Annotated in this window: 23 protein-coding genes and 1 tRNA gene; 15 read left to right on the top strand and 9 right to left on the bottom strand. The window is 55.7% G+C overall.

Going from position 1 to position 25,196, the window contains the following annotated elements:
- Positions 1-66: 66 nt before the first annotated feature.
- A complete protein-coding gene (gene tyrS / locus RBH33_RS03355; RefSeq protein WP_306730719.1) occupies positions 67-1,374 on the bottom strand; it encodes a tyrosine--tRNA ligase in 1,308 nt (435 codons plus the stop codon).
- Positions 1,375-1,707: 333 nt separating this feature from the next.
- Between tyrS and RBH33_RS03360 the strand changes: the two genes are divergently transcribed.
- Complete coding sequence (locus RBH33_RS03360; protein WP_306730720.1) at positions 1,708-3,114, top strand: OapA family protein; 1,407 nt, start codon at positions 1,708-1,710, stop codon at positions 3,112-3,114.
- Between the two features lie 3 nt (positions 3,115-3,117).
- Positions 3,118-4,239, top strand: a complete 1,122-nt coding sequence (locus tag RBH33_RS03365; RefSeq protein ID WP_306730721.1) for an anhydro-N-acetylmuramic acid kinase — start codon at positions 3,118-3,120, stop codon at positions 4,237-4,239.
- A 13-nt stretch (positions 4,240-4,252) separates the two neighbouring features.
- Here RBH33_RS03365 and erpA read toward each other — a convergent pair whose 3' ends face one another.
- From erpA to argC, 4 genes are all read right to left on the bottom strand, one after another.
- A complete protein-coding gene (erpA, locus tag RBH33_RS03370; RefSeq protein ID WP_306730722.1) occupies positions 4,253-4,609 on the bottom strand; it encodes an iron-sulfur cluster insertion protein ErpA in 357 nt (118 codons plus the stop codon).
- 82 nt (positions 4,610-4,691) lie between these two features.
- Entirely contained in the window at positions 4,692-5,135 is a 444-nt protein-coding gene (locus RBH33_RS03375) for a bactofilin family protein (protein WP_306730723.1), read from the bottom strand.
- A 37-nt stretch (positions 5,136-5,172) separates the two neighbouring features.
- A complete protein-coding gene (locus RBH33_RS03380; protein ID WP_306730724.1) occupies positions 5,173-5,910 on the bottom strand; it encodes a DUF6776 family protein in 738 nt (245 codons plus the stop codon).
- A gap of 44 nt (positions 5,911-5,954) precedes the next feature.
- The gene (argC, locus tag RBH33_RS03385) at positions 5,955-7,001 is read right to left on the bottom strand and encodes an N-acetyl-gamma-glutamyl-phosphate reductase (protein ID WP_306730725.1); all 1,047 of its coding nucleotides are present in this window, start codon (positions 6,999-7,001) and stop codon (positions 5,955-5,957) included.
- A 189-nt stretch (positions 7,002-7,190) separates the two neighbouring features.
- On the opposite strand from argC, the gene hemJ reads away from it, so the two are divergent.
- From hemJ to RBH33_RS03420, 7 genes are all read left to right on the top strand, one after another.
- A complete protein-coding gene (gene hemJ, locus RBH33_RS03390; RefSeq protein WP_306730726.1) occupies positions 7,191-7,613 on the top strand; it encodes a protoporphyrinogen oxidase HemJ in 423 nt (140 codons plus the stop codon).
- Positions 7,614-7,692: 79 nt separating this feature from the next.
- Positions 7,693-8,529: a bifunctional hydroxymethylpyrimidine kinase/phosphomethylpyrimidine kinase gene (gene thiD, locus RBH33_RS03395; protein ID WP_306730727.1), complete on the top strand. Its 837-nt coding sequence runs from the start codon at positions 7,693-7,695 to the stop codon at positions 8,527-8,529.
- A 117-nt stretch (positions 8,530-8,646) separates the two neighbouring features.
- Positions 8,647-9,279: a thiamine phosphate synthase gene (gene thiE, locus RBH33_RS03400; protein WP_306730728.1), complete on the top strand. Its 633-nt coding sequence runs from the start codon at positions 8,647-8,649 to the stop codon at positions 9,277-9,279.
- 2 nt (positions 9,280-9,281) lie between these two features.
- Positions 9,282-10,565, top strand: a complete 1,284-nt coding sequence (gene hemL, locus RBH33_RS03405) for a glutamate-1-semialdehyde 2,1-aminomutase (RefSeq protein ID WP_306730729.1) — start codon at positions 9,282-9,284, stop codon at positions 10,563-10,565.
- A gap of 101 nt (positions 10,566-10,666) precedes the next feature.
- Positions 10,667-12,874 carry an FdhF/YdeP family oxidoreductase gene (locus RBH33_RS03410; protein WP_306730730.1) on the top strand — a complete coding sequence of 736 codons (2,208 nt, stop codon included), beginning with the start codon at positions 10,667-10,669 and terminating at the stop codon, positions 12,872-12,874.
- Between the two features lie 164 nt (positions 12,875-13,038).
- Positions 13,039-13,515, top strand: a complete 477-nt coding sequence (pal, locus tag RBH33_RS03415) for a peptidoglycan-associated lipoprotein Pal (protein ID WP_306730731.1) — start codon at positions 13,039-13,041, stop codon at positions 13,513-13,515.
- A gap of 137 nt (positions 13,516-13,652) precedes the next feature.
- On the top strand, positions 13,653-14,774 hold the full coding sequence (locus RBH33_RS03420) for a hypothetical protein (protein ID WP_306730732.1): 1,122 nt from the start codon (positions 13,653-13,655) through the stop codon (positions 14,772-14,774).
- A 14-nt stretch (positions 14,775-14,788) separates the two neighbouring features.
- Here the strand turns inward: RBH33_RS03420 and RBH33_RS03425 are convergent, their stop codons facing one another.
- The 3 genes from RBH33_RS03425 to RBH33_RS03435 all read right to left on the bottom strand — a co-directional run bounded on the left by RBH33_RS03425 (position 14,789) and on the right by RBH33_RS03435 (position 18,657).
- Positions 14,789-15,910, bottom strand: coding sequence for a tetratricopeptide repeat protein (locus tag RBH33_RS03425; RefSeq protein WP_306730733.1), 1,122 nt, complete (start codon positions 15,908-15,910; stop codon positions 14,789-14,791).
- Positions 15,911-16,090: 180 nt separating this feature from the next.
- Positions 16,091-16,543, bottom strand: a complete 453-nt coding sequence (locus RBH33_RS03430; protein WP_306730734.1) for a DUF6174 domain-containing protein — start codon at positions 16,541-16,543, stop codon at positions 16,091-16,093.
- A 62-nt stretch (positions 16,544-16,605) separates the two neighbouring features.
- The gene (locus RBH33_RS03435; protein WP_306730735.1) at positions 16,606-18,657 is read right to left on the bottom strand and encodes a beta-propeller domain-containing protein; all 2,052 of its coding nucleotides are present in this window, start codon (positions 18,655-18,657) and stop codon (positions 16,606-16,608) included.
- A gap of 273 nt (positions 18,658-18,930) precedes the next feature.
- Here RBH33_RS03435 and RBH33_RS03440 point away from each other — a divergent pair, with 273 nt between their 5' ends.
- The 5 genes from RBH33_RS03440 to RBH33_RS03460 all read left to right on the top strand — a co-directional run bounded on the left by RBH33_RS03440 (position 18,931) and on the right by RBH33_RS03460 (position 23,657).
- Positions 18,931-19,869, top strand: a complete 939-nt coding sequence (locus RBH33_RS03440) for a MipA/OmpV family protein (RefSeq protein WP_306730736.1) — start codon at positions 18,931-18,933, stop codon at positions 19,867-19,869.
- Positions 19,870-19,972: 103 nt separating this feature from the next.
- Positions 19,973-20,287: a DUF3019 domain-containing protein gene (locus tag RBH33_RS03445; RefSeq protein ID WP_306730737.1), complete on the top strand. Its 315-nt coding sequence runs from the start codon at positions 19,973-19,975 to the stop codon at positions 20,285-20,287.
- A gap of 18 nt (positions 20,288-20,305) precedes the next feature.
- The gene (locus tag RBH33_RS03450) at positions 20,306-21,004 is read left to right on the top strand and encodes a response regulator (RefSeq protein WP_306730738.1); all 699 of its coding nucleotides are present in this window, start codon (positions 20,306-20,308) and stop codon (positions 21,002-21,004) included.
- Entirely contained in the window at positions 21,001-22,284 is a 1,284-nt protein-coding gene (locus RBH33_RS03455; protein WP_306730739.1) for an ATP-binding protein, read from the top strand. The genes RBH33_RS03450 and RBH33_RS03455 overlap by 4 nt, the downstream gene beginning before the upstream one ends.
- A 239-nt stretch (positions 22,285-22,523) precedes the next feature.
- On the top strand, positions 22,524-23,657 hold the full coding sequence (locus RBH33_RS03460; RefSeq protein WP_306730740.1) for a DUF4382 domain-containing protein: 1,134 nt from the start codon (positions 22,524-22,526) through the stop codon (positions 23,655-23,657).
- A 326-nt stretch (positions 23,658-23,983) separates the two neighbouring features.
- On the opposite strand, the gene RBH33_RS03465 is transcribed toward RBH33_RS03460, so the two are convergent.
- Positions 23,984-24,844, bottom strand: coding sequence for a DUF3014 domain-containing protein (locus RBH33_RS03465; protein ID WP_306730741.1), 861 nt, complete (start codon positions 24,842-24,844; stop codon positions 23,984-23,986).
- Between the two features lie 260 nt (positions 24,845-25,104).
- Here RBH33_RS03465 and RBH33_RS03470 point away from each other — a divergent pair.
- Positions 25,105-25,181 (top strand) — tRNA-Ile (locus RBH33_RS03470).
- The last annotated feature ends 15 nt before the right edge of the window (positions 25,182-25,196 follow it).

A 25,196-nucleotide genomic window follows, 5' to 3' on the forward strand; every position in this document is an offset into this window, starting at 1 on the left:
ATAGACAATTTTGACAGTTTTTTTGCTGGCGAGTGCCCATCCTCGATTTCGGGGCCATCAAAGGTGTTACCGGACCTCAAAAAGGTGGTACTTCTTCTTGCCCAGGCGACAGATGTAGAACCGCCCATGCAGCGCCTGCTCAGGAGCAAAACATTCTGGTACTCGCATATTGTCCTCGGCTGATTTGGGACTGCCATTAATAAACACCGCCTCCCGACCCAGCGCATCTTTAACTTGTTTGCCCGCCGCCGCCATGCCCGCATCCACCAGCAGCTGGGTCAGCGGTTCACCGGCGAGCGCCGAACGCTCCAACAACGAGAAGGGCAAGCCGTCCAGCTTAAGCTGTTCGAGATCACCCTCATCCAACGCCAGAAAGTCGCCCTCAAATAGAGCAGCGGTGATACGCTCCGCACCCGTTAGGCCGGACTCTCCGTGGACTAGCCGGGTCATCTCCTCGGCCAATCGGCGCTGTGCTTCTGGACGACCTTCGCGCTCTCGGTCCTCGGCTTCCACTTGCTCGATTTCAGCCAGCGACATAAAGGTAAAGTAACGAAGAAAACGGTACACATCCGCATCGGCCGTATTGAGCCAGAATTGATAGAAGGCATAGGGTGAGGTTTTCGCTGGGTCCAACCACACTGTCCCGCTCTCAGTTTTGCCAAACTTGGTTCCGTCAGCCTTAGTGACCAGTGGCATGGTCAACCCAAAAGTCTGGCCGCCATGAAGGCGCCGAGTTAAATCAATGCCGGAAGTAATATTTCCCCACTGATCGCTACCGCCAATCTGCAGGGTACATCCGTGACGCTGGTACAGCTCAGCAAAGTCCAGAGATTGCAACAGCATGTAAGTGAACTCCGTGAAGGATAACCCCTCCCCCTCACGGTCAATACGCTGTTTAACGGACTCTTTGTTGATCATGTTGTTGATCGAAAAGTGTTTACCTACATCGCGCAGAAAGTCGAGCACGCTCATCCCGCCTACCCAGTCAAGATTGTTGACCACTTCCGCCGAGATGCTTCCGCACTCGAAATCGATGAACCGACTCACCTGCTGTTTGAGCCTGTCGGTCCACTCGGCGACAACCTCGGGTGTATTGAGTTTACGCTCTTGGGCCTTGAAACTGGGGTCGCCCACCAGACCTGTCGCACCGCCCACCAGAGCGATCGGCTTGTGGCCCGCGAGCTGGAAACGCTTGAGCGCCAGCAATGGCACCAAATGACCTATATGCAGACTATCAGCCGTGGGGTCGAACCCACTGTATAAGGTCCGACTGGCCCCGCTCAAATACTCCTGCAGAGCATCCCCTCCCGTGGTTTGAGCCACCAGGCCTCGGCCTTGGAGTTCTTTGAGTAACTGAGGGTCAACTGAAGTCATATAAAGCACCATTCAATCCGTTCAGAATACGCCAACATGAGCGCCTGGGCACCGTCGCCCAAAAAAGGTGAGCAAGATACCCCATCCGGATACAAAAACAAGGGTTCTCCGCTGGCCTGGGGGCAATTCTTCACAATAAAAATGACGCCAAAGCCAGCCTGCCCGCCCATCTGACGCCCTTTACCCAAAGAGGACAAATGCCCGCGCCTTGGCATCAGTTACGTGTTTAATGCACATTTTTCAACTATCTCCAGCATTCCGGGTGCTATTGCTAATATTTTCTGCTATAACTGCGGATATCTGTCACTAGCTAACAACGGGTTTAGGAACCGCATGGAACCCTCTGAAAAACAAGATAAAAATCTGGCGCTGAATTTACTGAAGCAATACCCTCGGGGCCACGCGATGGCCGCGGGTATATTGCTGGGCGGTCTCTGCCTTGCCGTGATCGGACTGCCGTCCAATGAGGCCTCCGCCAGTCGGCAAAGTCTCGACGTGGAGCTACCTCTGGCGACATCTCCGTTAACGACTGAACAGGAGGAAGAACAGTCTGCCCTGGAAGTAACCGAGCCAGAGGAGCCTTTCTTTACCGAATCCTGGGAAGATGAACCGGTTTTTGCTCGGGAAACATTCACCATTCAATCGGGAGACAGCCTGTCGAGGCTGTTTAATCGAGCCGGTTTGAACGACCGAGCGCTCTATGAGCTGATGAATGAAAGCCCCGAAGCCCGAGCATTGCACCGGATTATGCCCGGCCATGAAGTCACCTTCGAAATTGACACCGAAGGCAAGCTGAATCAACTGATTTATGATCGCAGCCGCCTGAGCAGTCTGGTCTTTACCCGCGATGACGGCAGTTTTGTCGCTTCCGAAGTCGTGCGCGAGCCCGATGTGCAGACCGCTTACCGCCAGGCCACCATCGACAGCTCGCTGTTCCTCGCGGGCGCGCGCGCCGGGATGAGCGACAGCATTATTATGGAGCTGGCGAACATCTTCGGCTGGGATATCGACTTCATTTTAGATATACGCCGCGGAGATACCTTCAGCGTCCTTTTTGAAGAACGCTTTCTTGACGGGGAAAAAATTGGCAACGGCCCCATATTAGCCGCGGAATTCAATAATCGCGGCCGCAGTTTTCAAGCTGTACGCTATGTAAATAGTGACGGCAGAGCCGACTATTACACGCCCGACGGTAAAAGCATGCGTCGCGCCTTCCTGCGTACGCCCGTGGAATTTACCCGTATTAGCTCGCCCTTCAACCCGAATCGGCGCCACCCAGTTCTGAATACCATTCGCGCCCACCAGGGAACGGATTACGCAGCCCCACGCGGCACCCCCATCAAGGCGGCTGGCGATGGCCGAGTAACCCTAGCAGGACGCAAAGGCGGCTACGGCAATACCGTCATTATTCAGCACGGGCAAACCTACAAAACCCTGTATGCCCACTTGCACAACTTTCACCGCAGTATTCGCTCCGGAGTTAACGTGCGGCAAGGGCAAATTATCGGCTACGTGGGCTCTACCGGCTTAGCCACTGGACCGCACTTACACTATGAATTTCACGTCAACGGTGTCGTTAAGAACCCCGTTACCGTAGCGCTGCCCCAAGCGGATCCGATCCCGCAGGCCGAGCTGGCACGCTTTAAAGCACAAACCCAGCCGATCATGGCCCAGCTGGAACAGCACCTCGAGTCCACCACGGTGGCCATGAGTGGAGAGGACAACCGCGGGATAAACTGAGTTATGGCTGACTCGAACCTCTACATCGGCTTAATGTCCGGAACCAGTGCCGATGCGGTAGACGCCGTGATTGTGGACTTTAGCGCAGACCAGCCCCGGCTGGTCGCCAGCCATTCACAACCGTTTGACCGGAGCACACGCGCCTCTATTCACAATTTGGCACTTCCTGGCACCAATGAAATCGATCGTATGGGCGGTCTAGATCGCGAGCTGGGTGAAACGTTTGCCCGCGTGGTCATTGAGCTATTGGAGAAAGGGGGTTGCGAAGCTTCCCAAATTGCCGCGATCGGCAGCCACGGTCAAACTGTTCGGCACCGCCCACCGGGCCTCAATGACAACCCTTTCAGCCTGCAAATTGGCGACCCCAACATTATCGCCCAGCGCACGGGCATCACCACCATTGCCGACTTCCGGCGCCGAGACATGGCGGCCGGGGGGCACGGCGCACCGCTGGTGCCAGCGTTTCACAGCGCCTTCTTTCACAGCGCCGAACAAAGCCGGGCCATCGTCAATGTTGGCGGCATCGCCAACCTGACGTGGCTCCCAACTCAGGGGCAACCCTTAGGTTTCGATACTGGCCCAGGCAATGTTCTGCTCGACGCCTGGATTATGAAAACCCGCGGCGCACCTTATGACCAGCAGGGCGAATGGGCGGCCAGTGGCCGTGTGGATAACACGCTTCTAGAGCAGTTGCTGGCACACCCCTATTTTACCCAACGCCCCCCCAAAAGCACTGGACCCGAAGCGTTCAATCTCGATTGGCTGAGCTCAGAACTGGCTCGCGTGGAAGGCGAATTGGCGCCTGAGGACGTACAGGCCACGCTACTGGTGCTTACCGCCCAAACTATTGCCGCAAGTGTCAGCGCACTGCAAAACGGAGAATTCACAACGACCTATTTGTGTGGCGGCGGGGCTTACAATTTGCAGCTTCGCAGAGCGCTGGAAACTCTCCTACCCAAGCAGAGGGTCACCGACACTACCGAACTGGGGATCGCCCCGGAATGGGTGGAAGCCACCGCCTTTGCGTGGCTGGCGCGACAGACCAATGAGCGCAAGGCCGGAAACCTTCCGGAAGTGACCGGAGCCCGGGAAGCCTTGGTTTTGGGGGGAATCTATCCGGCCTAACGCTGGCCGAACGTCAAACTGAGAAGGAGGAACCACAGCCGCAGGTGGAAGCCGCATTGGGGTTTTGCACCACAAACCTGGCGCCCTGCAAGCCTTCTTGGTAGTCCACTTCCGAACCTGCCAGATAGGGAAAACTCATAGGATCCACCAAAACTCGAACGCCGTCTTTTTCCACCACGGAGTCATCTTCAGCCATGACTTCATCAAACGCAAAGCCGTATTGAAAGCCAGAGCAGCCACCACCGGTAACATACACCCTCAACATGAGGTCGGCGTTGCCCTCTTCCTCAATCAAGCTCTTAACCTTATTTACCGCACTAGCGCTCACTTGTAACGCAGCTTCAGGGGTAAACACTTCAGGCGCTGACATTAACTTCTCCGCTCAAACCAATGAAAAATGCCGGCCAAAACAGCCGGCACCGGTGCATTATGGTCTTACCCGAGTAAAGCAGTCAAGTATTCACAGAGAAGGACTTGGAGCCCTTATCGTCGGCATCTTCGGAGGTCTTGAGTCGCTCAGAAGCTTTGGGGGTTTCGGCACCCTTTTGAGCTGAGGAAGGACCACTGTACACCAGGCTCCCATTGACCTGAGCGCCTTTTACCATCTCGATTAACTGGTAGTGAACATTGCCCTCTACCACGGCTTTACTGGCGAGCTCTACATGCTTACTTGAATGGACATTGCCGTGGACATTGCCGTTGATAATCACCATCGGCACCCGAATTTCTCCTTCAACCACGCCTTTTTCAGCCACCACCAGCTTGGCATCATTGCCGCTCTCGGCCATGATATTGCCGCAAACGTGACCCTCAATCTGTAAGTCGCCAGTGAAATGCAGATCACCCACTACCTTGGTTCCACGAGAAATCAGCGTATGATTATTTGAAAATGCCATAGCGTTCTTTTTGCCCCACATAGGATAAACTCTCGATTCAGATTTCTTGCACCAGCCAACCGAACTTCTTCTCAGCGGTTTGCGGGTTGTTTCCGCTAGAGCGGGCCGTTAGTTCAATACGTTCAGGCTCAAAGTCATCGGGCAACATCAAGCGCCCCTCAATGTTCTGAAAATACCTGAAACGCAAGCGAATATTCGCTCCATCTACCTGCTCTGACAGCTGGTGCAGCGGAATGGTCTCTTGCTCGCCATTGCGCCAACCAATGATGTTAAAGTTCAAATGACCCGCCAACACTTGGTGGTTAGTCGCTAACTGCTGCACCACCACCTTGTATTCATATTGCCGTGGTACGCCAGTGCCGATCACATTCAAGGAGCCGATAACCAAGCCACTACGACTCTTCTCCGGCGCCATAATGCCGCGATAGAAGCTGATATCCTCCTGTAACGCCGTGATTTCTTCCTTAAGGGCGATAACCTGGCTTCGGACCTGCTCGCTGGCCTTGTGATCGACCTGAGACCCCAGCCTCAGATTCACTACCTGCTGCTGCAGCGCCTCCGACTCCGCCGTAAGAGCGGCAACCTGTTTACGCAATTCATTGCGCTCGGTCACAGCTCCTGCCTGTATAGAGCTACCCTGGTGAAAACCCCAATAAAAGCTCGCTGCCACCAGAGCGGCACCCAGGATTATCACACTGAGCCACAGGACAATCGTTCGAACGGGACGGTAGGGAACCACCACCAGAAGCGGCTGTTTACTGCCTTTTACTGCCATTCCGACGCCTCTACTTATTATTACTTCCCAAGCTTAGCAGAGAATCAGGGCAATATTGGCACAACATTCAGCCCCGCGGTCTCCTCAAAACCGAACATAATGTTCATGTTTTGCACTGCCTGTCCCGAGGCGCCTTTGGTTAGATTGTCGATCACTGACAGAACCACCAGGGTATCACGGTCCTGGGGCCGGAAAACGGAAATACGGCAGATATTGGAACCTTTAACCGTACGCGTTTGCGGGTGCTCCCCCTCAGGTAGTACATCCACGAAGGGCTCGTTGGCGTACCGGTCCGCGTACAACGCATGCAGATCCGGCAGATCTTTAGGATTTAACGCGCGCGCATAAGCCGTGGCATGAATGCCTCGAATCATGGGCAGCAAATGAGGCACAAAGGTGACTCGCGCAGGCTCAGCCTTGGCTGGCTGTATATCCCGCAATCCCTGCTCAATTTCAGGCAAATGCCTGTGACCGTTCGCGGCATAGGCTTTAAAACTGTCGCTAATCTCGGTCAGCAAGTTGTCCACCTTGGCTTGACGCCCCGCGCCAGTCGCGCCACTGGCGGCGTTTATAATCAAGCTGCTGGTATCCACCAAGTTGTGCTCAAGTAGTGGCAAAAGCCCCAACTGCGCCGCTGTAGGGTAGCATCCGGGGCAGGCAACCAATTTAGCCGAACGAATTTGCTCTCGATTAGTCTCCGGCAAGCCGTAGACAGCGTCGCTCACCAGTTCTGGGCACCCATGAGCCTGTCCGTACCACAAGCCCCAAAGGTCTGTGTCCCGAAGCCGGAAATCGGCGGACAGGTCGATAATCCGTGCCTTGCGCTGCATCAGAGAGGGTACAAGGTTTTGGGCTACCCCATGAGGGGTAGCAAAGAAAACCACGTCGCATTCACCAAGAGCATCAACGTCTGGCTCGCTAAAACACAAATCCAAATGGCCCCGCAGACTCGGAAACATATCCGCCACAGCAATGCCCGCCTCGGCTCGAGAGGTGATCACGGTTACCTGAGCACCCGGGTGGCGCACCAAAAGCCGCAACAACTCTACGCCCGTGTATCCGGTACCGCCCACAATGCCTACTTTAATCACAACTCTTCCTCTATGCTGGCTCGCAAATTGGTTTAAAAATAAGTTCGCAGCGGCGGCGACCACGATCCACGCCGTCACGTAACATCAAAACGCCTATAATACGGGCCTTGGGTGCAAACCGAAAGTTTCCACGGCACCTATCTCCACCCAGCCCTGCCAATCGGCAACAGAATGATTTAGGATTCCACTATGCTCTGGATCAAAGCCTTTCATCTCATCGCCATGGTGTGCTGGTTTGCCGCGCTTTTCTATCTACCAAGGCTGTTCGTCTACCACGCTATGAGTGAGGATCAGACAAGCCGGGACCGCTTCAAAACCATGGAACGCAAGCTATACCGGGGTATCGGCACACCCAGCATGCTTGCTACGCTGATTCTGGGTTTCTGGCTGGCGGGCGGCTATTGGGCCTACTATCAAGCCAGCGGTTGGTTCTGGGCTAAGATGGTGCTGGTAGCTGCCCTGGTGATCTACCATTTTATGTGCGGCTATTACGTGAAGCAATTTAGTAACGACAGGTGTCACAAGAGCCATGTGTACTTTCGCTGGTTCAACGAGGTTCCGGTACTGCCACTAGTAGCGATCGTGATATTGGCGGTGGTAAAGCCATTTTGATCCATAAGCTGTGCTAGACTCGGCTCTCTGCAAGGTAAATGCAAAAGCTCATTGGTCGTCGGATGCGAGGGAAGCAAGAATGCAACGCAACGCCCCAACACCGGTAGTTATGACTTTATCCAGCCACGATCCTTCTGGCTGCGTCGGTATTCAGGCCGACATCGAAACCAGTATCAGCCTGGGCTGCCACTGCACCCCCATTGTGACGGCCCTGTGTGCTCGCGACACGCGCGACATCAAAGATGTTATTGCGGTCGATACTGGCTTTTTGATTGAGCAAAGCCGCGCCATTCTAGAAGACATGCCCGTCAAGGCCATAAAACTGGATTATCTGGCCAATGTGCGCCAGGTGGAAGCGGTACACACCATCCTGAGAGACTACCCGAATATTCCCGTCGTCCTCAACCCAGCCCGCTCCATCGCTAATATGGCGAGTCGCGAGGGCAGTGCGGTCCTCGAAGCCGCCAAACATCTACTGTTTCCCGCAACTACCTTACTCTGCCCAGATATAGTGGAAGCTCATCAGATAGCCCAGCAAGGAGACACCATTGATGCCTGCGCTCAGGAAATCCTTGAGGCGGGTGGTGACCACTTACTGATCAGTGGTACTCATCGCTGCCAAAAAAGCTATGAAAACAGCCTCTATAACTCACAAGGGCTGGTGCGTCGCTACACCTGGGAGCGATTAAGTGTCTTTAGCCATGGCGGTGGTGCCACTTTATCCGCCAGCATCGCGTGTTACTTGGGTCACGGATTGTTGCTCAGAGACGCAGTTCAACAGGGTCAAAATTTTGCTTGGCACAGCCTGGCCGCCAGCCGGCGCCTGGGCATGGGCCACGGCGTACCCAACCGTTTGTTTTGGGCCGACCGGAATACCGACGGCGGCCGCAGCCGCGGCTCGGGTGGCGGCTGCTGAGCCCCGCCCCATTCGACGTAAATTAACGACGCCCCACCCCCCAACCCTTTCGCGACCTGAGCGCGCCCAACGCTCAAAGAGGGTACACTGGGCGCTTTTCGCGCCCGTAGGTTGAGCATGCTCTACGCCATCACTGACAGCCAGTTGTTGCCTGGCGAACACCTCTATGCCGCAGTCGCCGCCGCCTTGCGCGGGGGCTGCCGACGTGTCCAGTATCGGGACAAGTCGAGTGTCTCAAGCGTTCGGACCCATCAAGCCGCAACACTCCTGACTCTTTGCTGCGAGCACGGGGCCGAGCTGATCATCAACGATGACGTGCGTTTGGCGCTCAACGTAGGCGCTCATGGCGTGCACCTGGGGCAGGAGGACATGCCACTCGCCCAGGCGAGATCGCTTCTGGGGGCAGACGCCATCATCGGTGTTACCTGCCACGCCTCCCTGGATTTGGCCCGTTTGGCCGTGCAGGCCAGCGCCGACTATGTCGCCTTTGGCCGGTTTTTTCCTTCCAGCACTAAACCGGACGCTCCCCCCGCTCCGCTCAGCCTGCTCACTGACGCGCACCAGACTCTCGGCCTGCCCATCGTGGCCATTGGCGGTATAACTCTGGATAATGCGCACTCCGTACTGGCGAGTGGCGCGGACTGGCTGGCGGTGAGCCACAGCTTGTTTTCCGCCCCGGATATAGAAGCCCGCGCCCGGGCTTTTTTTGCCCTCGCCGACAACCGAATTTCGCAACCCAATAAGGATTGATCATGAGCCGTTCCGAAACCTTATTTACTCAAGCCCAGCGCCACATACCCGGTGGCGTGAACTCCCCGGTGCGCGCCTTCAAGGCCGTCGGTGGCACCCCGCGCTTCTTTGAGCGGGCGCAGGGCGCCTATCTTTGGGATGCCGATGGTCAGCGTTACATTGATTACGTACTGTCCTGGGGTCCCATGGTGGCCGGTCACACGCACCCGAAAGTCATTCAGGCGGTTACCGAAGCGGCTCAGTTAGGGTTGAGTTTCGGCGCACCGACCGAGCGCGAAACTCAACTTGCCGATAAGGTGTGCGACTTACTGCCCGGTATGGACATGATTCGCTTCGTGAATTCCGGTACCGAGGCCACCATGAGCGCCATCCGCTTAGCGCGAGCGTTCACGAGCCGGGATAAAATCGTTAAATTTGAGGGCTGCTACCACGGCCACTCGGACTCGCTGTTAGTCAAAGCCGGCTCCGGCGCTCTGACGCTGGGCGTACCCAGCTCTCCCGGTGTGCCCAAAGCGCTGGCCGATCACACCATCACACTCGAATACAACAACGCTCAGCAGGTGCGTGATGCCTTTGCTGAACTGGGCGATCAGATTGCCGCCATCATCGTCGAGCCGGTAGCGGGAAATATGAACTGCGTCCCCCCAGTAGACGGGTTTCTGGAATGCCTCCGGGAGGTGTGCGATCAATCCGGCGCGCTGCTGATTTTTGATGAGGTCATGACCGGTTTCCGAGTTAGCCCCACCGGCGCCTTGGGCCAATACGGCGTTAAGGCTGATCTGACCACTTTGGGTAAGGTCATCGGCGGTGGTATGCCGGTGGGCGCTTTCGGGGGCCGACGCGCCGTCATGGAGATGATTGCACCCTCCGGGCCCGTTTATCAGGCGGGTACTTTATCGGGCAACCCGGTGGCTATGGCGGCTGGTCTGGCAACTTTGGAATTGCTGGAGGACGAAACCGCCTATCCCACGCTGTACGCGCGTACCAATCAGCTAATGGAAGGCCTGCAACAGCTCGCCGATGAAGCGGGCATTCCGCTGACCACCAACCATGTGGGTAGTATGTTTGGCTTCTTCTTCACCGAGGAGTCGCAGGTCACCAATTTCAAACAGGTCATGGCCTGCGATATAGAGCGCTTCAACCGGTTCTTCCATGGTATGTTGGAGCAAGGCGTGTACTTTGCACCGGCCTCTTATGAAGCCGGCTTTATGTCCACCGCCCACACTGCCGATGATATTGATCAGACCCTAGCGGCAGCGCAAACCGTATTTGCCCACTTGTCATAGCATCATGGTCGTATGGGCAATAGCTCATACGGCCGGATACCTTAGCCAGACAGCAAGACAAGTGCACAACGCCTACACTGGTTCACCTACGAGGTGCCTCCATGTCAGATCACCCTGAATCGCCCATTACCATTGTCGGCGGCGGCCCGAAAAAGGTTCTCTACACACTGAGAACCGTTGCCCGAATCGGCCTGCTGAATTCCGGCAAGGCCCTGAACAGCCACAACGCCTGTAAGGCGTGCGGCTTGGGTATGGGCGGCCAGCGCGGCGGCATGACCAATGAGCTGGATGAGTTCCCCTCGGTGTGCAACAAAAGCATTCAGGCTCAGTCCACAGACATCCAACCGCCTATTCCAGACGAGGTGTTTTCGCACACACTGGGTGAGTTCAATGAGCTTTCCGCCCGCGAACTAGAGCAATTGGGCCGCCTGAACACTCCCCTTTATAAGCCCGCGGGGAGCGACCGTTACCAACCCATCAGCTGGGATGCCTCATTAGAATTAGCGGCGAGTCGATTTGGCGCGACCAGCCCCGAGCGCTCGTTTTTTTACAGCTCGGGCCGTTCCTCCAACGAGGCCGGGTTTGTGCTGCAATTGCTGGCGCGACTCTTCGGCACCAACAACGTCAATAACTGCTCCTACTACTGCCACCAGGCCACTGGAGTCGGCCTAAATCAGGTGCTGGGCACGGGCACGGCCACCGTGGGCCTGGAAGACCTTGGGCATGCGGATTTAATTTTTGTAATCGGCGCGAATCCCGCGTCCAATCATCCACGTCTATTGCACCAACTCCAACGCTGCCGAGAACGCGGCGGTCAGGTGATTGTGATCAATCCGGCGAAGGAGCCGGGACTGGTGCGTTTCGCCGTGCCCAAAAGTGCAAAATCCATGCTCAGTGGTGGAACATACATCGCCTCGGAATATGTACAGCCGCGCATCAACGGCGACCTGGCTCTGTTTAAGGGCGTGTCCAAAGTACTGCTCGAACGCGGCCACACCGATAAGTCCTTTATTGACCAGTACACCACCGGCTTCGAGGCTTTCAAAGCGGAAGTGGAAAGCACTTCATGGGAACAGATCGTTGCCGGATCGGGTATTGAGCAGGAAAAAATTGAACACCTGGCCGAGTGCTACGCCCGTGCCAAACACGCCGTGTTCGCCTGGGGTATGGGCATCACCCATCACCTAAATGGCGTGAGCAACGTGGAAGCCATCGCGAACCTGGCGTTAGTGCGAGGCATGCTGGGTAAACCCGGCGCGGGCCTTTTGCCGCTGAGAGGCCACAGTAATGTGCAGGGGATCGGTACTATCGGCGTGAAACCGGAGCTGGCCGAGGACACATTGCGGCAGCTGCAGAATCAGCTGGGCATTCAGTTACCAAAGGCAAAAGGCCTGGATACTCTTGCTTGCCTGGAAGCAGCACACCGAGGCGAAATGGATAGCGCCCTGTTGTTGGGTGGAAATCTTTATGCCGCTACTCCCAACGCCGAATGGGCACGGGCGGCCATGGATCGTATTGGTTTCAAGCTCTACCTAACCACCACGTTAAACCGTGGCCATTTTCAAGGCATGGAGAACAGTGAAGCGTTAATACTCCCGGTCAGCGCTCGGGACGAAGAGTGGCAAGCTACCACCCAAGAATCCATGTTCAACTATATCCGACTCAGCGACGGCGGCATCAAACGGCTGAGCAATGTGCGGCCTGAAGTTCAAGTGCTGTGTGAGTTGGGGCAGCGGTTGTTGCCCGACGCGCCCTTGGACTTCGGCGAGTTAAAGCACCACGAGCGCATCCGTACACTCATAGCTGATACAGTGCCCGGGATGACTAAACTCGCTGGAATTGGAGCTAACAAAGAAGAGTTCACCATTGATGGGCGCCTACTGCACAAGCCCGACTTTAAAACTCCAGATGGTAAAGCGGCTTTTCAGCTAACGCCCCTGTCACCTCTCCCAGCCACGCGGGAGTACCCATTTACTTTGGCTAGCATTCGGAGCGAAGGTCAATTCAACTCCATCATCTACGAAGAAAAAGACAGCTACCGAGGCACCACCAGCCGCTGGACCCTACTCATGAGTCCAGAGGATATGAATGAGCTACAGCTTTCGGCTGGCGATGAGGTTACCGTGCGCTCACCCGTCGGGGAAATGCGGAACCTTAAAGCTCAACCCTTCAATCTTCCCAAAGGCAATCTGCTGGCTTATTACCCGGAAGCTAACGTGCTCATCGGCACGGCCAGAGACCCTAGAAGTCAGACTCCCGCCTTCAAATCCGTGGCTGTTAGACTGGAAACAGCAGAAAACTTGGAATAAAGCACACTTTTTATGTGCGGGACTTGCCAAATGACGACAACAGCGCTTAAATGCCTGCAAGGAGGCTATTGGGGTTAGCCGGGTCTCCCTTAATAGCAAACTTGCAGCTATATAACGCAAGCGGCTTTTGTACTGGTTACACTTTTATTTTTTTGGAGAAAACAATGATCAACACTTTTAAAGCGTTCCTGCTCGCCCTTGCAACCATCGGTTTGCTGGCTGGCTGCGCCACTGCCACCACTGAAGAGCAAGAGCCCGCGCCCGAAATGGCTGAAACCGAGGAGGAAACTCAACCTGCTCCGGAGACCACCACTCAAATCGATACCGTGTTCTACTTCGACTTTGACCGCTCTACCCTCAAACCTGCAGCTCGTGCAGCCTTGACCGCCCACGCCGAGCGCCTGAAAGACAGCGGCCAACGTGTACGCATTGAAGGCCACACCGATGAGCGCGGCAGCCGTGAGTACAACATGGGTCTGGGCGAGCGTCGGGCCAAAGCCGTTCGCGATTTCCTCGTACTGCAAGGCGTTAGCGCCAACAGAATCGAAGTGGTTAGCTACGGTGAAGAGCGTCCAGTTGCCATGGGTAGTAATGAGTCCGCTTGGGCTCAGAACCGCCGCGCGGAACTGAACGTTCAGTAAATACCACTGACTAACTCTCAGGGTAATGAGGCCGCCATCCCCGGATGGCGGCTTTTTTTTGGGCACGATTTACACTCTGCACATTTCAGCCTTGCCCACGTATCATGGTTAAAGCCGGTAACAAGTCGAGGTTAATCATGGGTAAATTCAGGCTATTCGCACTACTTTTCGCCATGGCCAGCTCTGCTTTCGCCCAAAACGCGCCTGAGGAAGACCAGGCACGACACGAGGCATTGGAAAGTTGGCAGCAGGTGGTACGAGCCAGCCCGTATTGGATTAGCCAAGGGGTCTTCAACAACTTGGTCACGCTGCGTCGCTGGGTGCTGACTGGCGAGTCCTATTGCGCCCGCAAGGAGCGCCACATTCTGTTTGATAATCGCGCGACGTTTCTCGGCTACATCGACGATGGCGAGAACATTGAAGCGACTCAGGAGCGGTTGAATCGGGAACGTGCCGCACTCGCCAAAGCCGGTCGAGTGGATGGCTGGGCCCCCGGCGCCCAGGGTCGCATCGGTTATCCTTTCGCACTCAGCTGCAATCAGCCGGAGGCTCGCCTGGATCAATCCCTGGCCCGCTACAAAGGTACCGATGAGTCAGCGCGTTTATGGGGAACGTGGGACGGCATGCGCATTGGCAGTGAGCAGGATCAGGTATCTCTGCACGAAGCGATAGTGCAAGTCTATCAGGATCGCGTAACACAAAACCGCGTCAGCCTACCGGAAGAAGTTTTAAGCACGCTGGCGGGGAAAATCCTGATAGAAAGCGGTGGCCGTAAACAAGCCCACTCAGCAGCGGATGCCCGAGGTGTGCTTCAGTTGTCTGTGTCAGCTTTAAACGACTGCGAGCTGGACGAACGGTTTCACTTTCACCGTATGGCCCAGATCGATTGTTCTTTGCGCTTGTTGGAACAGAACCACCGCAACCTTGAGCCTGCTTTTAAGGCCCGTTTCGGTCACCTACCCACGGACAAGGCCAACGAACTTTATGCCCTACTGTTGATTCAGGCCTATCACGGTGGTGTAGGCCGAGTCGCGGGACTGATGAATGATCCTACTACGGAAGCGGCCGCCAGCTATTTCGCTCGCCATCACGAGCGCTTCAGCGCGGGTGATATTGCGCTGGGCATGGTGTTTCACAACCTAGGCCGGAACCAATTTGGTTTTGCCTCCCTGTACTACGTAACTGATGTGGGTATCGCCACTCGTGTCGCCTGCGCGGCCATCGAGGATTTACCCGGATGTTCAGCCGAGCCTCTTTAAAAAGTCTTACTAATCTAGAGAAACATCTGCTGCTCCGACGCTCTGGCTCTCTCAGCCATCGCGGCGGCCTTATCTCCGTGCCCCTGGGACTGATAGATCCGTTCCGCAAGGCGGTAAAAGCGCGGTTCCTCACCCTCTTTTTTCAGTGATCGCTGAATGAATTCGTAGGCACCATTCGCGTCCCCCTTCTCCAGGGCCTCTCGCGCCAGCGCGTAAAGGTAATAGGGATTGCCCTCCCGGTATTCCCGCGCCCGCTGTTCAAAGTAGTCTGCCTTGGCCACCTCCCCCATACGTTGGTACAAGTGGTTCAAGTTGCTGATCAGGCTTAAATTATCGGGCTCAAGCCTCAAGCCCTCCAGGAACGCCGCTTCCGCCTCTGGGTATAGCTGCTGGCGGTGGTAGAGGTTGCCCAGGTTGTTCCAGGCGTAGCTGGCCGCCGGGTCCAGTTGTACCGCCTTACGCAAGTGCAAAAAGCTCGGCTCCAACTCGCCGGCGCTGAGCAGCTCCATGGCGCGGTTGTTGTAGAACTGGGCTTCCGCCCTCTGGTCGGAAATCAGCTCTTGTTGGTAGGCCGGGCTGTACTGACCCATTTCAAGATCCACCACCAGCGTATCCCGACCCCGCACCATGACCTTGGCATTCACATGCCGGAAGACGGTCACAGAACCGTCATCGCGCAAATCCCAGTTGGGAGGCAACTTCACGTCATTGACCCGGGCATTGAGCCCCATGTGGCGAGCCATGGCCACATACAGTGCGGTAAAACTCAGGCAATTGACTTCGCGATCCATGAAGGCTTCGGCGGCGGTACCGGTCACGTATGCGCTGTACTGAATACCCATCCCACCCTGCATAGGGGAACCCAACAGCGCCCGATGCAGAGCTTGGGCGCGGGCGTGGGGGGAGTGATGGATGGAGGCCAACTCTTCGGCCATGGCTTTCATCGCGGGAGTCAGCTCAAACAGATCCACCTCCGGCAGTTCATCTACCTGGACGGGCCGTCCGAGCAAGGCTTCGCCGGAGAGAGTCGCTGCCAGCGCCTCCTGAGAAGGGGCTTGAACCCAGTCGGGATGAGGTTCGAAGCGACTACAGGCGGAAAGTAATAGTACCGTCACCACCCACACACAGATTTTCATGGGACATGCCTCCACCGGAGCGGGGCAACCCACGATGGGTGCAACACCTACCCGCTTCGGTAAGAGCGATGCACGAACCCCAAAGTGGGGGCCCTTACACAGGCTCTAGCGCATTTGACCGAATTTGGGCATGGAAGTTGCCGCTGCGCAGGTGGATTGGTCAAAAAGTGGGCAGCAAGATCAGGCGGTGAGGTAGGCCAATTCCAGGCTCGATTCCTCGGCCACTACGGCGATACTCAGGGGATAGCCACTGACCGAGTCGTATTCCACCCGTACTGACGCTGGATCAGTCCGCAAGGCCCGGGCAATCTGCTCAAAATGCTCCTCGATACACAGCGCTTCCGAGGGCTGTGGCGACAGCTCACTCCCCTCGGGCAAACAGAATACGGCCTGCACCTGCCCCGCCTCGACGCGCACCTTCAGATCTGGCTCCGGAAGCGCGAAACAACGCCGCCTCAAGATGTACTGATAACGGTCGTAGTCCCGCAAGCGCCACAGTGCCCGGTGGTACTGCAATTGACTCAGCGGATTGGCGGGGTCCCGCAGGTAACGATGTTGCAAATCGGCCAAAATTGACGACGACACGGGCTTGCCATCTGAACAGATATTCATGGCGATCATTAGGGTATACATGGCACAACTCCGGTGTTCGATATCAACAGTTACGAGATCAATAGTCCAAGATTAGTGAGAGGTCAAAATGGCCCGTTCACCAGTTCGGGACTCTCCCAAAAGCTGGACCACACTTTGCCGTCGTGGATATAGAACAGGGTGTCATCGTGCAGCCGCGCGCGCGCCGAGCCACGCCAGTGATCGCCCCCTTCCGCCAGCAGGGATCCCACCATTTGCAGCTCCGCTTCTCCGCGCACACCATTGATTTCGTAAAGATACAGGCGATTCTCCCGCCAGATATCGAAACTCCAGTTACTCACCGGAACGGTAAAGCGGAACTGATCGTCCCCCACTTGCAGAAAATTGAAAGACTGCAAGTCATTCAGGGCCTGGCTCCAGCTGCCTCGACCGCCCACCAAGTGCCGTCCTACACTTTGGGGGTTACTGATATCGCGCACGTCGAACAACTCGATTTTCACTTCTGTAGGCATGCCATTCTCGTCCGCGTCTTGCCCCACAGAAGCTAGATAACCGTCGCCAACAGGATGCAGATAGGTGGCGAAGCCGGGCACTTCCAGCTCGCCGGCAATGCTCGGGCTGTGATGGTCACTCAAATCCAGCACATAGAGAGGGTCGATGCGCTCGAAGGTCACAATGTAGCCCCGGTCACCCAAAAAGCGCACCGCGTAAATATCCTCCCCCGGCTTGCCAATGGCGGCGGGCTCCTCTGCGTTGGGCAGAGTGACCACCACCTCCAGTACATCGCTGCCCTCCTGGGAACGAAGCACATTCAATTCGTGATGCGGATCGTTCCACCCCCGAGAGCGGTCGGTGGTCACGATGCGCAAATAACCATCCTGCTCATCCATGCTGAACGAGGGCGCGGCCCAATTGAGGGAACCCCTAACCTTACCGGTGCCGCGGTAGGCAATTTGGCCTTCATCGAGCTGGAATTTATGTACGCCGGTTTCCCGCTGCTCCCAATCGCCGACAGTAGCCCCCAAATACAGGCTGGTCGGCGACGCATAAAGGCCACTGACCTGGGTGTTCAGGCAAACAGAAGAGACCAGCGCCCGAGTATCCATATCGAAGGCGCTGATGGTGACAATTTCCGCATAACCCTGGTTTGGCTTAAGAGACTTGGGCAAAAAGCAGTCGTTCTCGCGCACCAGAGCGCTGGGCTCGCCCGCATCGATCTGAAATGAGGGCAAGAGCTCACTGATTGGCGCCTGAGCAATCCGCTGCTCATTGCTCTGGCGTGCCGCGGAGTCTGAAGGGTTGTGTATCATACCTTCCACCTGAGGACGGTGGCGGGTAACCAGGTACAGGATAGAGCCCACTTTTCGGCTATTGATCAGGTGTCCATCAATATCCAGAGTCCAGGATACACGGGGATCTTCGGGCGTCGCGACGTCAAACACATCCAAGCGGGCGGTAGTTCTTGCGGGCTGATACAACATGGGGCGGGCCAGAGTCACATCTTCATCGGACTGCTCAAGCCAGACCACTGGCTCATAGATCTCGCTGATGGCGATCAAACTCTGGGTTTTACCTTGTTCAGTTTCATGGAGATAGAGCTGAGAACGCCACTGGTTGTCGTCGTCCTCAGGCGCGGGAATTTCGGCCACGGCCGTCGCCTGCGCCTGTTCAGGGTTAGTACGTAGAATCCGGATGCTCTGTGCTAACGAACCATAGCTGGGCGCGAATGTTGACGTCGATGCCACATCCGTTTGAGGTTGGGTTTGGTGATTATAGCCAGCCCTGGGGGTACCGAGCACATAGAGGTATTCGCCGTCATACTTAACCAGATCCGCCTCGTCCACCCCCTGCACATGTACATTGGTATCGGAAAAATTACCGCTGGCTCGACTGGTTGTATCAGACGCGGCCTCAGCCATCATTGCCACGTCAGCGCTCGGGCGCGATTGCCCCCCGGCTACCTGCAAGCGCAGACCGTTTTTCAGGTAATTTGCGAACGAATCCAGATCATGCTGATTGCTGAGGGGCTCGGCCACTGGAGACGCTTGTTCAAGGTGGCTGTAATCCACCTCAGCGCCCCTCTCTGAGCCCGAGCCACAACCAACCAGCACAGCCGCCAAGGCCCCAAAAATCGCATAACCCGTACGTGGAAACATGGACTCCATCCTTTTTATTTGCTTAAGTGACTGCCCTGTAGAACACCAGTCAGGGCTTCAGACTCAAAGTGTCAGTCTAAGCTTCCCCACCGGGTGGTTCTGTAGCGGAAATGCGAAAGAATGTAAGTTTCTGTAACGGCAACCAAACTAAGGCAAGCGGGGCTGGCTCCCGGAGCCGTTACAACTTTTTACAGATTCTCACAATTGGTGGGCAGCATTAATAAGAAATACCCGGCACAATCGGGAAAATACCCGCAACGCAGTGACTACATCATGAGTGCCTTTCGAATTCTTATCCTAACCATGGCCCTGAGCTTCTACACGGCTGGCGCAAGCGCCGAGCCCTGTGGCCACGGACAGAGTCACTGTGCGGCGGTAGGAGAATGGGAATTGAGCCTGGGCATCGGCCTGGGAGTGCGAAGCAACCCCCTACATAATGGCGATGATATTCCCCTGGTATTGATTCCACAGATCAGCTACTACGGACAGCGCTTTTTCATCGAGAACCTGGACATTGGCTACACTCTGGTAGATCAACCCAACCTCATGCTCAACGTTTTGGTGACTCCAGGTGGAGATGGGTTGTACTTTTTCCGGCGCGGGTGGCGAAACTTTGTCATGGATGGTGGCCTGAGTGGCCGAAACAGTTTAGCGGCGCCCGCATCTCCCGGCCCCCAAGAGTACTTTGGCCCCATGCCTGTAGCGGACCAGGACGAACGCAGCTCAGAGACCCCTACCCCCTTAGTCGAGGAACCCCTCGACCCAGAGCGGACACGCCGCAGGCGCGTCGCGGGTATGGCCGGGCTAGAGGCCTCAGCGGCCCTAGGACCCGTGGATTGGCAGTTGCAGTTACTTACCGATGTGACCGGTGTACACCGGGGCGAAGAGCTTCGCTTCGCCCTGAGTAGCAGCCAATACTATGGCGAGCATCGCTTTGGTGTTGCTGGCGGCTTTAGCTGGAAAAGCGCTGACCTGTTGGAATACTATTATGGCGTCAGGGCTGACGAAGCAACCGAACGGTTGCCGGCCTATGAGCCTAACAGTGGCGTAACACCCTTTGTGCGCCTAAGCTGGGGCAAAGCCGTGAATCGGCATTGGCGTTGGCAGGGCAGCCTTCAGTACGATTATCTGAGTCGTTCCGTGCGCAATAGCCCTTTAATCGAGGACAGTGAGGTGGTGCAAGTATTTATCGGGGGCGTTTACCATTTTTGAGCTGGGCCGCAATCCAATAATAATAAGTTTACCCTCGTTAGCCGGAGCCTGTGCCCTGCTAAGCTTGGCCGCTTTTGTCCCTCCGACGCTGGCCGAGAACCCCGTGCTGGCGGTTAAACCCCAGGTATGCGCACTCGCCGAAAACGAAACCCTATGTCGGGAACAGATCAACATCCACTGGCAATCCGGCCAACCCATGCACTTGTGCCTGTTTGTGGATACGGAGATCCCGCCCCTGGCCTGTTGGCGTGAAAAAGACTCAGGTGTTTACCAATACCAGGCCGATACTCGTGACAGCTTGGTGTTTCAATTGCGCCAGGAATCCAACAACCAACTGCTGGCGAGCGAAATTTTTGACGTGATACGGGAACAAACCGAATACCGACAACGACGCCGCAAGCCCTGGAACTTTTTCTAACACATACGCCGAGCCCCTATGCCCCAGATACTACTTGCCGAAGATGACAGCCGCCTAGCCAAATTGGTGAAGTCTTACCTGGAAGCCAATGACTTTCAGGTAGACGTTGAGGATAACGGCAACCGGGTAGCCGAGCAGGTACGCAACCAGAAACCCGATATGCTCATTCTGGACATTATGCTGCCTGGGAAAGACGGCCTAACACTTTGCCAAGAGTTGCGTCCTGAGTTCAAAGGCCCCATTTTAATGCTCACGGCGCGCAACGAGGACGCGGATCAGATTCTCGGGTTGGAGTTCGGTGCTGATGACTATGTCATCAAACCGGTTGAGCCCAGGATCTTGCTGGCACGTATCCGTGCCTTGCTGCGCCGGGTCGAACCGCGCACGGCACAACCGCGCCAGACACTGGAGTTTGGTCGACTGCGCATCGACGATGCGTCCCGCAGCGTGCATCTAGGCGAAACACCCATCAACCTTTCCAGCCATGAATTTGATCTTCTGTGGCTACTCGCCCAACGCGCGGGCGAAGTGGTCAAGCGCGACGTACTGTTTCAAGAGCTACACGGTCGCCCCTATGACGGACTGGATCGCACCATTGACGTGCGCGTGTCCCAGCTGAGAAAAAAACTTGGCGACAACACCGACAACCCGCAACGAATTAAAACCGTGTGGGGCAGAGGTTACCTGTTCATCGCCGATGCCTGGGGCGACTTTTGAAACGCGCCTTTCTTTCCCTCTATCTGCTGTTGGTGCTCTCGATTCTGGGTATGGGCTGGGGATTGGACCAGCTCTGGAATGCGTATAAACCGGCACAACAAGCGTCCCTTCCCGGCCAACCGTTGTTGGAGCTCATGCAGTTGGCCGCGCAAGAGCGCGAGCTTGAACAAACTCAAGTGTTCGTCAACAACATCAACGCGGCCGGCTTGGCTGAGTTGCGCCTCTTACCCTTGGACAACCTCACGGGCTCCACCGTTTTGGAGCGGCTTCACGCCGGTGAGAATGTCAGCTTTGAGAGCCGCGAGGGCAAGCGGTACCTGTACCAGAAACTTTCCGGCCAACCCTGGGTACTCGTAGCCGAGGAGGGCGAGCCCGAGGGTCGCTGGCTGGAAACTTTTTTGGCCGCCCTGTTTTACACGGCGCTGGCCATTGCCGTTTTCTTCTGGCTTTGGCCACTCACCCGAGACTTAGACAAACTGGAGAGGCACGCTCAAAACCTCGGCACCGACCAAAACTACCCTGCTGTGACCGTACCCCACAGCTCAACCGCTCACAGCCTGGCCAAAGCATTCAACCGAATGACCACACGAATTCGCGAGCTGCTGCAAACACAAAAGGAAATGACCCACGCGGTTTCTCACGAATTGCGAACACCCCTTGCGCGCATGAAATTCGCGCTGGAAATGGCCGGCGAATCCCGCAACCCGGATGATATTCACAGCAAGCTGGAAGGCATGCGCAATGACGTAGCTGAAATGGATCAGCTTATTAATCAGCTGCTAAATTACGCACGCTTTGAACAGCAACGTCCGGAATTGAATTACAAGGCGGGAGACATGCCCAGCTTGGCGGAAGAGATCGTTCGCCGCCTTACCGCCCATCTGGATGGGAATTCAATGCACATTGATATTCAAGCGAATCTGCAACAGGACTTCGTATGCGATTGGCCGCTTATGGAACGCGCCTTTCTGAACCTAGTTCAGAACGCCCTGCACTACAGCCGCGGTTGTGTTCACATTCGCCTGTTCAGCGACGCTGAGCAATTTCGGATCGAAGTGGAGGACGACGGCCCAGGGGTACCAGAGACAGAGCGGGACCGAGTTTTCGAATCATTTGTGCGCCTGCGTCAGGAACCGGAAAAACACACCGCAGGCTTTGGTCTTGGCTTGGCCATTGTTCGCCAAGTTGCCCTGTGGCACAAAGGCGAAGCGCATGTGGAAAATTCCGCTCCTGGAGGCGCCCTCTTCGTAATTTGGTGGCCCAACCCCCTCAATAAATGACTTAAGCCCGCATTTTATTCTTCCGTTTAAGACGCTTTACTCCGCTTGCTTGCCTGCAATTCATTCTACGCTTCACCTCGTGTCGCAATCTCGCCTATTAAATTCGCGCGGCGGAACCATTCAAAAAGCCCGTCGGTCTGAAACCTTAGGGCCTGCATGATGCAGCCATGTATAGACCCGACTATGGATACAGTGCACCGCCTGGAGGGCGGAGCTAAACGGACTCAGCGAGGTGTCATATGCGTTCTCTAAAAAGACTTCTGTTTCAATTGTTCTTTACCTTCTCCGTGGTGAGCCTAGCTGCTTGTGGTGGAAGCAGCAACGGTACACCCTTCACTGGCGGCACCAATCCCGGCGTCGACAATACCGGCGACAACAATGGCGATACCGGTGATACCGACGACACTGGTGATACCGGTGATACGGGTGACAACGGCAACGACGATAGCAATGGGGATGATGACGGCAACGGTGACGATGCCCAGCCGAGCGGTACCTTTAGCCTGGCCATCACCGATGCGCCTATCGACCACGCCTCTCACGTATATGTCGCTTTTAGCGGTGTCACTCTGCATCCGGCCGAAGGTGATCCGGTAGAGTTCATGTTCGAAGAAAACCGAACCATCGACCTTTTGGCTTTGCAGGGCACCCAATCCGAACACTTGCTCAACGAAGAGAACGTGCCCCCCGGCGACTATGAATCCATACACATCCATGTAAACGCCAGTCACGATGGCGTGCTGGACTCCTACGTTGAGATGAATGACGGTACTCAGCTCGAACTCGGCCTGGAGGAAGAAAACCAGCTAAACATTACGCAAGCGTTTACTGTGGTTGCCGATGAGCACACGGACTTCACCGTCGATTTGGACTTGCGCCGGTCACTGATACTTCCAGAAGGAGAAACTGACGCCCTCCTGCGGCCCAGCCTACGCTTGGTGCACACACAGCAAGCAGGCAGTATCGCTTGTACCGTTGACGATCTTCTAATCAGTACTGTGTGCGAAAACCCAGATGTCAGCCTGGGGGCGGTGTACATTTACGAAGGAGCCGATGTGACGCCGATGGATGTTCGCAACGAAGATACCGATCCGCTCACCACGGCCCTTGTGGTTTTCGAGGACGACGTTTACTACTATGAAGCCGGCTTTCTGCCTGCAGGTGAGTACACGGTTGCTTACACCTGCGATGCTGTAAACGACGATCCAGAAGCCGCTGATGAGCTGGATTTTTACGGTGTTGGTAACGCTGAAGTAACCGCCGGTCAGGAAACCTTGTTCCACTTCGGCTCCGGCAGTTCGCTGTTTAATGGTGACGGCGAAGAAGGGGGTGAAGAAGAAACTACCGGTGACGAAACTACCGAAGAAGCGTAACCTGTCCTACAGAGGGGCGGCCCTAGCGTTGGCTAAGAGCCGCCTCCCCCTCCATTTTGGGTGCCTCGCAAAACCCTCATTTAGACTTCCCCCCCCCTTTCCGCAAAGGTACTGACCGAAAGGCTGAACCAAGACAACAAAAACAATCGACGGGACAGTCGCTGTTGGTACGTTTAATTGACAATCAATAAGCTATCCAAAATCACCCGTCGCACCCTTAGCTGACGCCCTTAAGTGGAAAGCTGAATACGCTCCAATCAAGACTGACCAGACACAAAAAAGCGGCCGCGTGGGCCGCTTTTACATCTCCTAAATACTTAAAACGTTTAAGGGGTTATACGCTGCAATTCTCCGCGCAACCCTTCTAATACTTCTTTAACGCGCTGGCTGTGCTCTGGACCTATACGTTGCATAAGCTTATGGGAATCCGGCATAGCCTCCATGTCTTCGTCGCGGAATTCGTAGAAAACTTTCGGCCTAATCAAAATCGCATTAGGATTGGCATCTGGCGCTTCGAGGACATCATCTATGGCGTTCAGAACCACTTCGTGAAAGTTTGCTTTCTCCGCCCCATGCTCGGCATAGGCGGTTTCCATTAGCGGTAAAAAGCGCTGATACCAACGGGCCAAAGTGGCCGGATCGGCACTGGTCAACAGAGCCACATAGGGGTCGTAACGGCGGTAGTTTTCTCGCGTCAGTCGATATTGCTGCTCAGCTTCCGTAGTGGCTTCACCTACGCGTTCAACGGCCAAAGGCGGACGCGGGGAAACCACGGGCCGGTATTCGTGCACGATTCGACCCTCGTCCACAGAGTTCACCGCGCGAACGAACTTGCGGATGATCTCATCCTCCACCAGTAAGCCAACCAACTCCTCGTCGTCCACAATCTCGCTGGCACTGTCTCGCACGGCATCATCACTCTGATCCAGAGGCGGCAAAGGCTCCTCCGGTTCAGGCGCTGGCTCGGGCGCCGGTTCAGGCTCTGGTTCAGGCTCAGGGGTGGGTGGAGGCTCGTCGGGAACGGTAGGATACGCAGGATCTGGCGAGGGCGCGGGTTCAGGAACTTCGCCGCGCCCGACTAAAAACACGACCAATCCTATTAACAGAATCGCCACAATCGCAACAGTGATAATGGTGGCCACGGGAGGCCGAGAGCGTTTGGGGGCTTGCCGGTCTTCATTTTCCATACTTACACCCTTATTAGTTCGAAACACGGATGACACCTACAATAGCAGGCGGACTCGCTCCTTAATTCGTGCGGCACAGGTTGGACCAGCGCAAACAACGCCGGTTTCCACTCGCTCTGCTATTTGTAGCACAGACTGAACGCTGACTCTAGACCACTCGACGCACTAGCCATCGTGGAGACGTATCTTTATAATGCCCTGCGTTCCGTCGGACCAGTGTCTGGCAGAATTCTCTCCCATTTGGCGTTCACCGCCACTGCGGGCCCGTAGCTCAGTTGGTTAGAGCATCCGACTCATAATCGGCAGGTCGACAGTTCAAGTCTGTCCGGGCCCACCATTATCAAAAGTCTTC

This window comes from Marinimicrobium hydrolyticum, from assembly GCF_030848505.1.
Classification (GTDB): Bacteria; Pseudomonadota; Gammaproteobacteria; order Pseudomonadales; family Cellvibrionaceae; genus JAVDDU01.